Source organism: Fluviicoccus sp., from assembly GCF_030646115.1.
Lineage (GTDB): Bacteria > Pseudomonadota > Gammaproteobacteria > Pseudomonadales > Moraxellaceae > Fluviicoccus.
The window spans coordinates 16,261-30,222 of record NZ_JAUSMX010000005.1 but is presented as its reverse complement, the minus strand read 5'-3'; the positions used below and the strand labels follow the sequence as shown (position 1 = coordinate 30,222).

Annotated in this window: 14 protein-coding genes; 10 read left to right on the top strand and 4 right to left on the bottom strand. The window is 57.5% G+C overall.

The annotated features are described in order from the left end of the window. Positions 1-29: 29 nt before the first annotated feature. From Q7T36_RS02550 to Q7T36_RS02540, 3 genes are all read left to right on the top strand, one after another. Entirely contained in the window at positions 30-1,145 is a 1,116-nt protein-coding gene (locus Q7T36_RS02550) for a Fic family protein (RefSeq protein ID WP_304843684.1), read from the top strand. Between the two features lie 295 nt (positions 1,146-1,440). Then, positions 1,441-3,561, top strand: coding sequence for a DEAD/DEAH box helicase (locus tag Q7T36_RS02545; protein ID WP_304843682.1), 2,121 nt, complete (start codon positions 1,441-1,443; stop codon positions 3,559-3,561). Further along, a complete protein-coding gene (locus Q7T36_RS02540; protein ID WP_304843680.1) occupies positions 3,554-4,747 on the top strand; it encodes a GIY-YIG nuclease family protein in 1,194 nt (397 codons plus the stop codon). Before Q7T36_RS02545 ends, Q7T36_RS02540 begins: the two co-directional genes overlap by 8 nt. 50 nt (positions 4,748-4,797) lie before the next feature. Here the strand turns inward: Q7T36_RS02540 and Q7T36_RS02535 are convergent, their stop codons facing one another. The 3 genes from Q7T36_RS02535 to Q7T36_RS02525 form a co-directional block, all read right to left on the bottom strand. Next, positions 4,798-5,961: a hypothetical protein gene (locus Q7T36_RS02535; RefSeq protein ID WP_304843678.1), complete on the bottom strand. Its 1,164-nt coding sequence runs from the start codon at positions 5,959-5,961 to the stop codon at positions 4,798-4,800. Positions 5,962-5,975: 14 nt separating this feature from the next. Beyond that, positions 5,976-6,203, bottom strand: a complete 228-nt coding sequence (locus Q7T36_RS02530; protein ID WP_304843676.1) for a hypothetical protein — start codon at positions 6,201-6,203, stop codon at positions 5,976-5,978. A 92-nt stretch (positions 6,204-6,295) separates the two neighbouring features. Continuing rightward, on the bottom strand, positions 6,296-7,213 hold the full coding sequence (locus Q7T36_RS02525) for an AraC family transcriptional regulator (RefSeq protein WP_304843674.1): 918 nt from the start codon (positions 7,211-7,213) through the stop codon (positions 6,296-6,298). A 165-nt stretch (positions 7,214-7,378) separates the two neighbouring features. Here Q7T36_RS02525 and Q7T36_RS02520 point away from each other — a divergent pair, with 165 nt between their 5' ends. The 7 genes from Q7T36_RS02520 (at position 7,379) to Q7T36_RS02490 (ending at position 13,263) form a co-directional block, all read left to right on the top strand. Beyond that, a complete protein-coding gene (locus Q7T36_RS02520; RefSeq protein ID WP_304843672.1) occupies positions 7,379-8,635 on the top strand; it encodes an alkane 1-monooxygenase in 1,257 nt (418 codons plus the stop codon). Positions 8,636-8,800: 165 nt separating this feature from the next. Then, the gene (locus tag Q7T36_RS02515; RefSeq protein WP_304843670.1) at positions 8,801-9,145 is read left to right on the top strand and encodes an iron chaperone; all 345 of its coding nucleotides are present in this window, start codon (positions 8,801-8,803) and stop codon (positions 9,143-9,145) included. Between the two features lie 491 nt (positions 9,146-9,636). Continuing rightward, positions 9,637-10,890, top strand: coding sequence for an alkane 1-monooxygenase (locus tag Q7T36_RS02510; protein WP_304843668.1), 1,254 nt, complete (start codon positions 9,637-9,639; stop codon positions 10,888-10,890). Positions 10,891-10,995: 105 nt separating this feature from the next. Next, positions 10,996-11,487 carry an SRPBCC family protein gene (locus Q7T36_RS02505; protein ID WP_304843666.1) on the top strand — a complete coding sequence of 164 codons (492 nt, stop codon included), beginning with the start codon at positions 10,996-10,998 and terminating at the stop codon, positions 11,485-11,487. A 21-nt stretch (positions 11,488-11,508) separates the two neighbouring features. After that, complete coding sequence (locus tag Q7T36_RS02500) at positions 11,509-12,111, top strand: DUF924 family protein (RefSeq protein ID WP_304843664.1); 603 nt, start codon at positions 11,509-11,511, stop codon at positions 12,109-12,111. A gap of 39 nt (positions 12,112-12,150) precedes the next feature. After that, entirely contained in the window at positions 12,151-12,816 is a 666-nt protein-coding gene (locus Q7T36_RS02495) for a glutathione S-transferase family protein (protein WP_304843662.1), read from the top strand. 24 nt (positions 12,817-12,840) lie between these two features. Further along, positions 12,841-13,263, top strand: a complete 423-nt coding sequence (locus Q7T36_RS02490) for a hypothetical protein (protein ID WP_304843660.1) — start codon at positions 12,841-12,843, stop codon at positions 13,261-13,263. Here Q7T36_RS02490 and Q7T36_RS02485 read toward each other — a convergent pair. After that, on the bottom strand, positions 13,260-13,955 hold the full coding sequence (locus tag Q7T36_RS02485) for a hypothetical protein (protein ID WP_304843658.1): 696 nt from the start codon (positions 13,953-13,955) through the stop codon (positions 13,260-13,262). The two genes, Q7T36_RS02490 and Q7T36_RS02485, sit on opposite strands and share 4 nt — an antisense overlap. Positions 13,956-13,962: the final 7 nt, after the last annotated feature.

The following is a 13,962-nucleotide window of genomic DNA, read 5'->3' as shown; positions in this document are numbered from 1 at the left end:
GTTGGACAACACACCCTGAGGAACAGCGAATGCAGCCCTACATACCTAACGTACTGCCACTCACGGAGTTGGACTTTCGCCGCCTTCTCCCCTTGGTGGGGCAAGCCAATGCTGCCTTGGCGCGCTACGATGGCCTACTGCAAGGCATCCCGAATCCAGCAGTCATGCTGTCACCACTGACCACTCAAGAAGCTGTCTTGTCGTCCAAAATCGAAGGCACGCAAGCCACCGTGGACGAGGTGCTGGAACAAGAAGCCGGACTCCTCAAACAAGGTGAAAAATACGAAGACATTCGGGAAATATCCAATTACCGCCAGGCTTTGTTTTCCGCGCGTGCGCACTTGCAGGACTACCCCATCCGCTTGGGTTTTGTGCGTGAATTGCACCGCATACTCATGAATAGCGTGCGCGGAAAAGACAAGACACCCGGTGAGTTTCGGCGGGATCAGAACTGGATAGGCAAACATGGATGCACTATGGAACAGGCAACATTTGTCCCCCCCAGTCCATTGCAACTGCTGGATCACTTACAGGCTTGGGAGACGTATCTGGACAGCAACGATATGGATTTCCTGCTTCAAACAGCGATAGTACATGCTCAATTTGAGCTGCTGCACCCCTTCAAGGACGGCAATGGGCGAATTGGTCGCATCTTGATCCCGCTGTTCCTTTACCAGAAACGCGCCTTATCCCAACCCATGTTTTACCTGTCAGAGTATCTGGAAAGTCATCGGGAAGAGTACTACCTGCGTCTCAAGGCCATTTCAGCCGACGGTGACTGGAACGGCTGGATCGACTTTTTTCTGAGGGCCATCATCTATCAGGCCAGTCAGAACAGTGTCCGCGTGACGGCCATTCAGGCGCTCTATGAAGAAATGAAGCTGGCCATCCAGGCCGCCACGCACTCGCAGTACACCATGCATGTGCTGGATGCTATTTTCAGTAAGCCCATCTTTCGATCCTCTGATCTGGCCCAGCAGCTTTTTAATGAGTTTGGTATCCATGAGAAGACCACGCTTGGATTGTTGCGTCAGATGCGAGATACCGGGATCTTGCGTGAACTCGTGCCAGGCAGCGGACGGCGCCCGGCCACGCTGTGCTTTCCACGGCTGATCAATCTGGCGGAAGGTCGGGAGGTCTTATGACCCCTTTGTGGAGCGGCTGCACTCCGGAAAAACACTAGTGGAGTCTTTTTTTGCGAATAGACTCCACTAGTGTTTTTGTGACGTACACAGGCTCCGCAAAGACATCGACAGCGGCAGTCGGGAATCAAAGATTTGATCGGGTTTTGATTGGGCTTGCAAAATTTCGCAAACCCTTCGGCCTGATGTTGTAAAAGTTTAATGAAAACATGTATTTAAATTCATTGTGCGTGGTCGTAAAGATTTGATCGGGTTTTGACTCCCCGCCAACCGCCATGTTGACTGAGACCGGATATCCATGAAAACAACGATGAACCCCACCAACGCCTACACCGTGCCGTCCGTCTCCATCGCCACGGCGCGCACCGGCGCGTCCAGCAAGGCCAATGAACTGGGCATGCGCACCATGCAGGAACGCGCCTACGCCAAGCGCGGCGAGCAATACCTGCTGATCAAGTCGCCGCCCGCGTCCGGCAAGTCCCGCGCCCTGATGTTCATCGCGCTCGACAAGCTCCACAACCAGGGGCTGCGCCAAGCCATTGTCGTGGTGCCGGAGCGCTCGATTGGTGGCAGCTTCGCGGATGAGCCGCTGAGCCGCAACGGCTTCTATTGGGATTGGCAAGTCGCCCCGCAATGGAATCTATGCAACGCCCCCGGCGCGGATGATGTTAGGGTGGCCAAATCAAAGGTCAAGGCCGTGGGTGAGTTTCTGGCCAGCGAAGACAAAGTGCTGGTCTGCACGCACGCCACCTTTCGCTTCGCGGTGGACGAACTGGGCATTGAAGCCTTCGATGACCGCTTGATTGCCGTAGACGAATTCCACCATGTTTCCTCCAATCCGGACAATAAACTTGGCAGCCAGTTGGGTGAATTCATCACCCGCGACAAAGTTCATCTGGTTGCCATGACAGGTTCTTATTTTCGGGGTGACAGCGAAGCGGTGCTGACTCCGACGGATGAGGCCAAGTTTGAGACTATCACCTACACCTATTACGAACAGCTTAACGGCTATCGCTGGCTCAAATCGCTGGATATCGGTTATTTCTTCTATACCGGCCCATACGTCAACGCGGTGACTAAAGTGCTGGACCCGGCGCTGAAAACCATTGTCCACATTCCCAATGTCAATGCGCGGGAGAGCCTCAAGGACAAACAGCGTGAAGTGGAAGAAATCATGCACGGTCTGGGGGAATGGCATGGGGTTGATCCTGTGACCGGTTTCCATCAGGTGCAAACACCGGGTGGGCGCATGTTGAAAGTGGCGGATCTGGTGGATGACAGCAACCCGGCCACGCGCAGCAAGGTGCTTGCCGCCCTGAAAGATCCGGCCCAGAAAGAGAACCGAGATAATGTGGATATCATCATTGCGCTGGGCATGGCCAAGGAAGGGTTTGACTGGATTTGGTGCGAGCACGCCCTGACCATCGGCTATCGCAGCAGCCTGACGGAAATCGTGCAGATCATCGGTCGCGCCACCCGTGATGCAGAAGGCAAAGAGAGATCACGTTTTACCAATCTGATTGCCGAACCGGCGGCCGAACAATCGGCGGTGGCTGAAGCGGTGAACGATATGCTGAAAGCCATTTCCGCCAGTCTGTTGATGGAGCAGGTGCTGGCGCCACGCTATGAGTTCACGCCCAAGAATAGCGGCCCCAAAGAGGGTTTTGATTACAACGATGGAGCAGGCTATCAGGAAGGCCGCGCCAATGTGGGCGTCAACGAGGCTACCGGCCAATACCATGTCGAAATCAACGGGCTGGTGACACCCCAGACGGCCGAGGCCACGCGCATCTGCAAGGAAGACCTGAATGAAGTGGTCACCAGCTTCTTGCAGGACAAAACCGTGCTGGAGCGGGGTCTGTTTGACAAGGAAAACACCCTGCCCGAGGAATTGACGCAGTTACGGATGGGCAAGATCGTTCGTGAACGGTATCCCGAACTTAGCGAAACCGACCAAGAGGCGATTCGCCAGCACGCCATTGCGGCGATGAACATCACCCAACAGGCCAAACTGGCGCTGGCCCGGGCGGATGCTGAAGGGGACGGAACGGCACAAGGCAATACAGCGCTGTTGGACGGAGTGCGTAAATTCGTCAACGTCCGCGATCTGGATATTGACCTGATCGACCGCATCAACCCCTTCGAAGCGGCTTATGCCGTGCTTGCAAAAGCCATGGATGAGAAGTCGCTGCGGCAGGTGCAGGCCAGCATCGCCGCGAAAAAGGTCAGTATTCCTGAAGACGAGGCGCGTGAACTGGCCAGACGGGCCTTGCAGTTCAAAAACGAGCGCGGCCGCTTGCCGGACATCAACTCCGCCGATGCTTGGGAAAAGAAAATGGGTGAGGGGGTGGAGGCTCTCAGGCGATATCGTGCAATCGCCAAGGCGGCGCAGCTTCAGGGAGATTCCAGCAATGGCTGAAATGGATGATGACGAACTGCTGGAGGCCTTGGGCGTTGAAGTCACACCGCTCAAGGTTTCAAGCCGGACGCCGCGCGAAGAGCGCATTATCGCCGGTTTCGAGGATATCCTGCGTTTCCACCAGAACCATGGCCGCGCCCCGCAACATGGCGAAGATCGCGATATTTTTGAGCGACTTTATGCGGTGCGGCTGGACCAGATACGCAAGCTGCCTGAGGCGCAGGCACTGCTTTCCGAACTGGATACGACCGGATTATTGACCGGCGTGGCCGACCCAATAGATGTCGATGCTCTTGATGAAGACGCCCTTCTGGCAGAGTTGGGTATTGAGGACATCGCCCCCGCACAGGACGATATCCGTGTACTGAGGCATGTCCGGCCGTATGTCGAAATCAAGGCGGCTGAGGACATCGCCAATCGCACGCCGTGCGAAGATTTTGAAGCCTTTAAACCTTTGTTCGAGGAAGCTGAAAACGGCCTCAAGACCGGTGACTGGATGACCAAGCCGTTCCTGAAGAACGCAGGGATCGAGGTTGGTGATTACTTCATAATCGGCGGCCAAATTGCCTACGTCGGGGAAATACAGGCCGGTGGCAAAACCAAGGATGGACGCGATAATCCGCGATTGCGGGTCATTTTTGATAACCAAACCGAGAGTAACCTGTTACTGCGCTCGCTTTCACGTTCACTCTACCCGGATGGCGATACGCCTGTGGGGAGGCGGCTTATCCGCCGGGATGACGGTCCGCTGTTTGGCAGCGTAGCGGAGCCTGATGACATTGAGACAGGAACGATATACGTGCTTCGCAGCTTGTCTAACCACCCTTTTGTCGCTGAGCACCGAGAGTTGATTCACAAGATTGGTGTGACAGGTGGCAAGGTAGAGACACGGATCGCAGGCGCTCAAAAGGACGCAACCTATTTACTTGCCGACGTGGAAGTTATCGCCACTTACAAGCTTCATAATGTGAACCGCACCAAACTGGAAAAAATACTTCACCGTTTGTTCGGAGCGGTGCAACTCGACTTGACCATAGAAGACCGCTTTGGCCAGCCGGTCAAGCCGAAGGAGTGGTTTCTAGTGCCGCTTCAAGTGATTGACGAAGCAGTACACCACATCAAGGACGGTTCAATAACAGACTTAGTCTACGACCCGAATACGGCTAAGTTGGTAGACTGTCCATGACCACAGGCTCGCAGGCTCCCTCATAGGGAGCCATACCCGGTACGCTCCCTCTACAACAACGCCTCCACCCCCAACTGAATCGCCAACACCCTCACCTTCGCATCCAGCTCCGGCGACCGCGCCATCCGCTCCCGCAACACCGGCACCCCCGCCTCACGCGCCTCCGGCGTCATAAACCGGATCACATCCACCAGCGGCTGCCACATCCCCCCGCCATGCGCCTGATCAATCACCGCCCCCAGGAAATGCTCACCCCGCGCCGTCACAATCGTACCCAGCATCTCGCGCTGCGGCGTGGACATATACTCCACCAACGGCAGCAACGTCGTCCACAAACCATAAATATCGGTATTCACCACCACCGCTTCCAGCACATCCGGCCTCGACATGGCCGCCACATTGATCAGGCGGAACTGCGTGCCAGGCGACATGCAGGCAAACAACGGCAAGGCATCCTTCCACAAATCCAGCGCAAACACCGTATCCGTCAGGTCATCCAGCATTTCCGGATTCTGCTCAACCGCAATATCCCCCATCTGCCGCTTCAGCTCGTCTTCCATATGCACCATCAGCGCCAGCGCCTCGGGCCACAACTCGCGATGGTTCTGCATTTCACCCACCAGCTTACGCAAGCGGTTTTCCGGCAGCATGCGGATGATCTCGCTGATCTGGTGCTTGCCGTCCATGAAGAAACCGATGTGCAGCAAGTCCTTTTCAGAAATGTCGCCGATAATGGCGCGCATCTGGTTTTCCTGCATATAGTTGACGAAGCCGCCCAGCACCAGGTATTCGCCGCGACGGATCAGCTCCTTCGCCACCGCCTTCAGGTGGTTGACCGGCAGGTTGCGGATAATGTCGCTGACCCGTTTCGGATCAATCTGGATGGTCACTTCCGCCAGGAAAGGAATGCTCATCTTCAACGACAGGTCCACCGCACGCTGATACGGCATTTCACCGGCCACGCGGGCGCACAGCAAGGGGCCGAAAGCCTTCTCCGCAATCATCGCTGTCAGGCTGTTGGGCATCAGCTTGCTGGCGGAGGCCAGATTCTGGAACAGCTTGCGGCCGTCGCTGAACACCCGTTCGGTAGCCAGTTCGCGCACTTTCACCAGTGAGGCCAGCGGCACATCTTCCAGAAAGGCCAGATCGGCTTCCGTCACCTGGGTCAGGCGCGACAGCTTGATGAGTTCGGCGCGGGTATCAAGTTTGCTCATGGATTGCTCTCCGGTTAACCGCGCACAATTTTCTTGACCGCACCGCGCAACAGCGCCGGTACGTGATCCAGACCGCGGTCAATGGCTGCCTTCATGGCTTCATGCTGGCGATGCAGTGCATTGACCAGCATCGTGTCCAGTTGTTCCACCTGCTCCGGTGTCAGTCCGTCCAGTCCCTTCAGTTCGGCAGTCGTGGTTTTCAGAGTGGCGGCCAGCCGCTGCAACGCGATGTCATAGCTCATCAGCAAAGTTCCAGTACAGGGAGGAAATTGGGGGAATAATGCGGGTGTGAAACCTGAAAAACAATGGCTTTGCGGGACGAAAACCCCGTCGATCAAGCCATTTTCTGCTTGCGGTACTGGCTGGGCGTCACCTGGTACTGGCGGCGGAAGGCCTGGCTGAACGCGGTTTCCGAGGTGTAGCCCACGCGCTCGCTGATGCGGTTGATGCCGATGTCCTGCTGCGCCAGCAACGAAGCCGCCAGCCGCAAGCGGTATTCGGTGAGATAGGCTAGCGGCGGTGTGCCGATAATGCCGGAAAAGCGTTCGTGGAATGCGGAACGGGACAGGCAGCTCAAGCCTGACAAATCTGCCACCGACCAGGGGTGCGCCGGGTTGGCATGGATGGCGCTGAGCACCGGCGACAGATAGGGGTCGCGCACGGCATTCAGCCAGTTGTTGCCTTCTTCCGGCAACTGCTCCACATAGTCCCGCACGCATTCAATCAGGAACATGCTGATCAGGCGGTTGATCAAGGTGTCGCGGCCGGGCCGGTGCAGTTCCGTTTCCAAGGCCAGGAAATTTAGGCCGATGCGCAGCCACTCCGGCCCTTGGTTGTCCAGGCCCTGCCGGATCACCATGCACGGCGGCAAAGATGACAGCAAAGGGCGCGCCATATCGGAATCCAGCAGGCAGCGCACCGTCAGCATCAGATTGCCGGACAAGCCTTCGCCCAGCGTCACCGGTTCATTGCAGTGACCGCGAAAACGTTCCATCAGCCAGACCGGTGACTGTTGCGGCGCATCGGGGTGCTGCAGGTGGTGTTCGTCACCGGCGGGCATGAAGGCGATGTCGCCGGTTTCCAGCCGATGGACGCCATGACCGGGCAGGCGCACCTGCACCGGGCCGTTGAGCACAATATGGAAGGCTGTCGCCCCCTTCAGGCCAAAGTTCCACGTCCCCATGCCGTTGACGTACAGGTACTCGGCGCCGCTGAGATGAATATCGTCAAGAATGTGGCTGAGAGCATCCATGGGATGGCAGTTTTTCTCGTTTTTGTCGGAAAACCCTAAAATTTATAGGCCAATGTGACATTGGTCAATGTCGGATTCCCACGATAGTTTTAAAGATTCCGGCCACTAGGCGCGGCCCCGGATTGCCTGCAAGATTGTCCTACAAGTCAATTGCGGATTATTTCCATGAACGCCAAAACGCCGGACGAACTTCTGAATGCTGCCAGTAATACCAACGCGAAGCAATGGCGTGACGGAAAACGCTACCTGTGGATGTTGAGCCCGGCAGTTCCGGTGATTGGCGCTGCGGCGCTGACTGCATACGCTATTGCCCCCCAAAAACTGCGCGCGCTGGCCTGGGCCGGTCCGGCGCTGATTCACGGCATCATTCCTGCCATTGACCGCCTGATTGGCGCGGACAAGACCAACCCACCCGAATCCGCTGTTCAGCAACTGGAAAACGACAAGTATTATCACCGCGTGGTGCTGTCCTTCCTGCCTGCACAATATGCCTGCACCCTGCTTGGCACCTGGCTGGGTACGCGCAAGAATGTGCCGCTGGCCGACCGCATCGGCATTGCCGCCACCGTCGGCGTCATCAACGGCATTGCCATCAACACCGCCCACGAACTGGGCCACAAGCACGACCGCGCCAGCCGCCTGCTGGCCATGGCCGCCCTCGCCCCCACCGGCTACACCCACTTCGCCGTGGAACACAACTTCGGCCACCACAAGCGCGCCGCCACCCCGGAAGATCCGGCCAGCAGCCGTCTGGGTGAAAGCTTCTGGAAGTTCCTGCCGCGCACCGTCATTGGTGGCTACAAGTCGGCCGTGGTGATTGAGAAGGAACGTCTGGCGCGCAAGGGCAAGGGCTTCTGGTCGTTGGACAACGAACTTCTGCAGGGCTGGGCGATGAGCGCCGGTCTGCTGGGCGTGTCCACGGCCCTGTTCGGGCCGCGCGCCATTCCCTTCCTGGTGGCTCAGGGCGCATACGGCGCCAGCCTGCTGGAAGTGATCAACTATGTGGAACATTATGGCCTGAAGCGTGAAAAGCTGGCCAACGGCAAGTATGTGCGCGTTTCGCCGGAGCACAGCTGGAACAACAACAACGTGGTCACCAACCTGTTCCTGTACCAGTTGCAGCGTCACAGCGACCACCATGCGCATCCCAGCCGCAGCTTCCAGGCGCTGCGCCACTTTGAGGATGCCCCGCAACTGCCTGCCGGTTACGCCAGTATGCTGCTGCCAGCCTACATTCCGTCGCTGTGGTACAAGATCATGGACAAGCGTGTGCTGGCGCATTATGACGGCGACATCACCAAGGCCAACATCGACCCGGAACGTCGTGAAGAAATCCTGGTGAAGTACGGCAAGCCCGTCTCTGAACTGGATGAAATCACGGAAGCAACGCCGGCCCGCCTTGAAGAAAAGGCCGCTGCCTGACGCACAACTCACTGAACCGCTTTACACCGTCCCGGTTGTCCTTACCGGGACGGTTTTTTTATGCCTGAACACTAAGCCCAACCGACGTCTACCCGAAACACGTATTGCAGCGGAAACATCGAGCGCATTAGTATTCGGCGATGGTACTCATCTGTGGAAAGCGCCTTGGCCCACGCATCTCAAGAAGCTTACTTCAACACGCTTTGCCCTGAAGCGCGGGCCATGCTCGAAGTCATACAGGCTGAAGTTGAAATACGGATTCCGGCAGCCCTGCGCTGCATCGGCTACAACATGCCCGCCTTCCGGGGGAAACGGATCTTTTTCTATTTTGCCGCCTTCAAAAAGCACATCGGCATCTACCCGCCCCTGACTCAGGGTGCCGGACTGATTGCCGAGCTCGCTCCGTGGCGGGGACCGAAAGGGAACCTTTCTTTCCCCCGGAACCAGCCGCTGCCCATCGAGCTGATCGGCCGGGTGGCTGTAGCGCTGTATCGGGAATATGGCGTTTAACCCAGCGGCCGTTCTGGCTTTCACTTCCTGACAAAAACCCAAAACGGTCCAATCCGAAGGCGGACAGCAATCCATGCTGCGAATTCAGAGACAGCGCAGCGACCGCAAGCAGGAAGGCCATTAAGATAGCGGATAAAGTTCATGGTCTATCTCTTTTAATCCACCGCCCGGACGACATGCGCGGCCTTGATCAATGCTGTACCGCGAAGGTCCCGCGCAATGCCATGCCCTTCCACGTTCTTGCCATTGAAGACAGGAGCCAGGCGCATTGGAGTTTGCCGCAATTGACATTCGCGTTATATATCCTTGTACATACTGCAGAAGCCGCGCCCTATAATTCCCTACTGTTTTTGTAAGATACACCACATACAGTGACATTGCACAATGGCGGATTCCTGCGATAATTTGCCGGATTCTGGCAACTGGCCACCTCACCCCCTTCAAGCGCAATATGCTCATACGGTAACTGCAACTGAACAAGGTGACTAACAATGAACGCCAAAACCCCCGATGACCTGCTGCAACAAACCAGCGAAAAGCAAAGCGGCAAATGGAAGGATCCCAAGCGTTACAAGTGGCTGCTGAGTCCCGCCCTGCCCGTCATCGGCATCGCCGCACTCGCCGCTTATGCGGTTGCCCCCAAGAAACTGCGCGCACTTGCCTGGGTTGGCCCGGCGCTGGTTCACGGCGCCGTCCCCGCCCTGGACCGCCTCATTGGTGAAGACGCCAGCAATCCTCCGGATGACGGCATCCGCGAGATGGAAAATGACAAGTACTACAACCTGATCACCAAAGCCTTCATTCCGTCGCAATACGTTCTGACCATCTTCGGTGCCTGGCTGGCCACCCGCAAGGATGTTCCGATGATGGATCGTATCGGCCTCACGGTTTCTGTCGGCGCCCTGAACGGCATCGCCATTGTTACCGGCCATGAACTGGGTCACAAGCACGAGCGCCATAACCGCATCGGCGCCATGCTCGCCCTCGCCCCAACCTTTTATACCCACTTCGCCGTGGAACATAACTTCGGCCACCACAAGCGCGTCGCCACCCCGGAAGATCCGGCCTCCAGCCGCATGGGTGAAAGTTTCTGGAAGTTCCTGCCGCGCACCGTCATCGGCGGCTTCAAGTCGGCCGTGGAAATCGAGACCAAGCGTCTGGAGCGCAAGGGCAAGGGTTTCTGGAGCCTGGAAAACGAATTGCTTCAGGGCTGGGCGATTTCCGCCGGCTTGGTCGGCGTCACCACTGCCATTTGCGGCCCGCGCGCCATTCCCTTCCTGGTGGCCCAGGGAGCCTACGGCGCCAGCCTGCTGGAAGTCGTGAACTACATTGAGCACTATGGCCTGCTGCGTCAAAAGGACGAAAACGGCAAATATGAGCGCACCCGTCCCGAACACAGCTGGAACAGCAACTACGTGATTACCAACCTGGTGCTGTACCAACTGCAGCGTCACAGCGACCATCATGCTTACCCGGCGCGCAGCTTCCAGTCGTTGCGCCACTTCGAAGGGACTCCGCAGCTGCCAGGCGGCTATGCCTCCATGCTGTTGCCTGCCTACATCCCGTCCTGGTGGTATGCCTTGATGGACCAGAAGGTGGTGGATCACTACAAGGGCGACATGTCCCGGATCAACTTCGACCCGGAACGCCGCGAAGAACTGATCGCCAAGTTCGCTCCCAAGTCCATCGAAGCCACACCGGCCGAGAACGTCACCTTGACCATTGAAGACAAGGCTGCTGCTTGAATCTTCCCCGGTTGAACCCGAAAACCCCGCCACCCCGGCGGGGTTTTTGCTATTTGCGGAGGGCTGTGTTATTCAGGACGAACCGCCCTAATCGTCTGACTCCCCATGGCCGTCGTTGAAAGCAAACAGTTCATTCATGCCCCGCGTGACGAGGTTTATCTCGCCTCTCAGGACTATGACCAGCGAACGGATTGGGACCCGTTCCCGGACGAGATCCGTCTGGAAAAACCGGAGCTTGGCATCTGTGTCAACCAGCACGCATTCATCAGGGCGCACTCCGGGCTGTCCATGGAAGTGGAGTTCATTCAGGTTTCACCGCGCTCCACGTCCATCCGCATGGTGCACGGACCGTTCTTTCTGGATCGTTTTGCCGGGAGCTGGCTGTTTGAAGACCGCAACGGCATTACCTTCGCCCGCTTCAAGTACGTCCTGACCCTGAAAAAATGGATGTTGCCCTGGCTGACGGAGTGGGTGGCCGGCTGGTATTTCCAGAAACAAACCGACAAGCGGCTGGCCGCGCTCAAGGCTTGGTGTGAATCGCGCCGCAGCGGCCAGGTTCAGGTCTTTCAGCCGCAATCACCCTGCGTCAAGCATTAGACATTACACAGGACAGTCATCATGACAGCCCCCTACGAACACATTCTCGATTTCTGGTTTGGCCCCCGCTCCGAGGATGGCATCACCGCCAACCGGCAGGCTGGCCTGTGGTGGTCCAAGGACCCGGCCGTGGATGCTGACATCCGCGCCCGTTTTGAAAAGCTGATCCAGGCTGCCGCCGACGGCCAGCATGCCGACTGGCATCAGGATGCGCGGGGACGGCTGGCCCTGATCATCTTGTTGGACCAGTTCAGCCGCAACATCTGGCGAGACACGCCCAAGGCTTTCCGTTTCGACGCGCTGGCCCGGCAATGGTGCAAGGAAGGCCTGGCCGCCCGTCAGGACACCCAGTTGCGGCCGATTGAACGGGTGTTTTTCTACCTGCCGCTGGAACACTCCGAAGACCGGGATGACCAGCAGCGCAGCGTCACCCTGTTCCGTGAACTGGCGGCATCTGCCCCGACTGACGCCATGAAGACCTTCGCCTTCTTCCTTAACTATGCCTTGCAACATCAGGATATTATTGAAAAATATGGAAGGTTTCCGCACCGGAACAAGATACTGGGCCGGGAATCCACACCCGAAGAAACCGCCTTCCTGAAAGAGCCGGGTTCTTCATTCTGAACCGGCTTTTATTCACCTCTACTGCTGCAGTGAGCTGTCATGATTATCGTCCACCATCTCAACAACTCCCGTTCGCAACGTATTCTCTGGATGCTGGAGGAACTGGGCATTCCTTATGAAATCCGCCACTACCAGCGCGACAAGAAAACCATGCTGGCTCCGGCGTCGCTGAAGCAGGTGCATCCGCTGGGCAAGTCCCCGGTAATCACCGATGGCGACATCACGGTGGCGGAATCCGGCGCCATCATTGAATACCTGGCTTATACCTACGCCCGAGACACCCTGCTGCCCGCCCCCGGTTCAGCAGAACACCGCGACTACACCTACTGGATGCATTTTGCCGAAGGCTCGCTGATGCCGCCGTTCGTGATGAAACTGGTTTTCGACAAGGTGCGCAGCGCGCCGGTGCCGTTTTTCCTGAAACCGGTGACCAAGGGCATCGCCGACAAGGTGATGAACTCCTTTGTGGGGCCGAACATCAAGAACAACATGGATTTTATTGAGTCGACCCTGGCCGGGCGCGAATGGTTTGCCGGATCCCGACTGACCGGGGCCGATTTCCAGATGAGCTTTCCGCTGGAAGCAGCCGTCGCGGGCCGCGCCACGGGCAACTTCCCCCACATCACCGCCTGGGTCAAAAAAGTGCAGGCCCGCCCCGCCTACCAGCGCGCCCTGAAAGCCGGCGGTCCTTATGACTATGCCTGAACAGCTGCGGATTCCGGCCTGACCATGTGCTCCGGTGTGGAAGTGAATGACCGCATCATCACCTTCGGTGAAAGCGCACCGGCGTTGCCGGTATTGCTGAGGTCGGGTGAAGTACTGTGGTTGCGCTGGGGGGAACGCCATGGCATCGATTCGCCATGGGTGGCCGGGCCTTGTGCCCGTCTGGACAGCATTCGCGGTGGAAAGTGGGATCGCTTCCGGCCAGTGCCGGTGAAATTGCCGGTACAGCGCTACATGGAGCGGAATGCAAGCAACAAGCCTTATTGGGCAAAATTACAGCCGGGGGAATATGTGCAGGGGCTGGTGGCGACAATCGGGGAAGAACAGCGGGTCTATGTGGTAACGGACGAAACGCCGCCAGCTTACCGGCATGTCAGTGATCGCTGGCCGCGTATTATCCGTGACGATGCAACCGAAAATTCGGATTAAAGCCGCATTCCCTCTTGCTGAGCATGGGGGGGCACATCGATATACAAGGGTTCCAGATATTCCACAAAACCCAGCAACTCTTCAGCATTGAGCGCCGGAACCAGCTTGCGGATGGCCGCATCTGACGCCTTCTCAATACCCGCCCCGCCGATATCCACCAGCTTGCGGGCAATCATGCCCAGCTTCAGTGACTGCATGGACTCCACGTAGAAATGCTGGTGGGCAATACGTGAAAACCGCAGAACGGCCTCCGCGAATTCGCGTTGCACCGAGAGGTCACCCTGCCGGATGGCGGCAAAACAGCGGCGGTAAGTGGCGGCCAGATCATCAGGCACCACAAAGCTGATATAGGTGCGGTCACCGACTTCAAGACGGCGGGCGCGGATCTGGTTGGCCACCGGCGTCATGTCGCTGTTGGACATCTTGTGCAGCACCTGGCGGTTCATGGTATGCGAGGTGGCCTTGATCACCGAGGCCACCCCTTCCAGCACTTTGCGCGCCATGCTGTCTTGGGGCATCATTTCACTGTTGCCCAGCACCATCACCTGCACAATCACGTCGGTGTAGTCGTTGGCGACTTCGATCAGCAGCGGCGCCAGCGGATCACGCGATCCCTGATCCAGTTTGTCGATCATGCGGGCAAAGTTATCGCGCAACTTGTCCGGACAGGGAATCGCGTAATAGGTGGTCATGACGGCT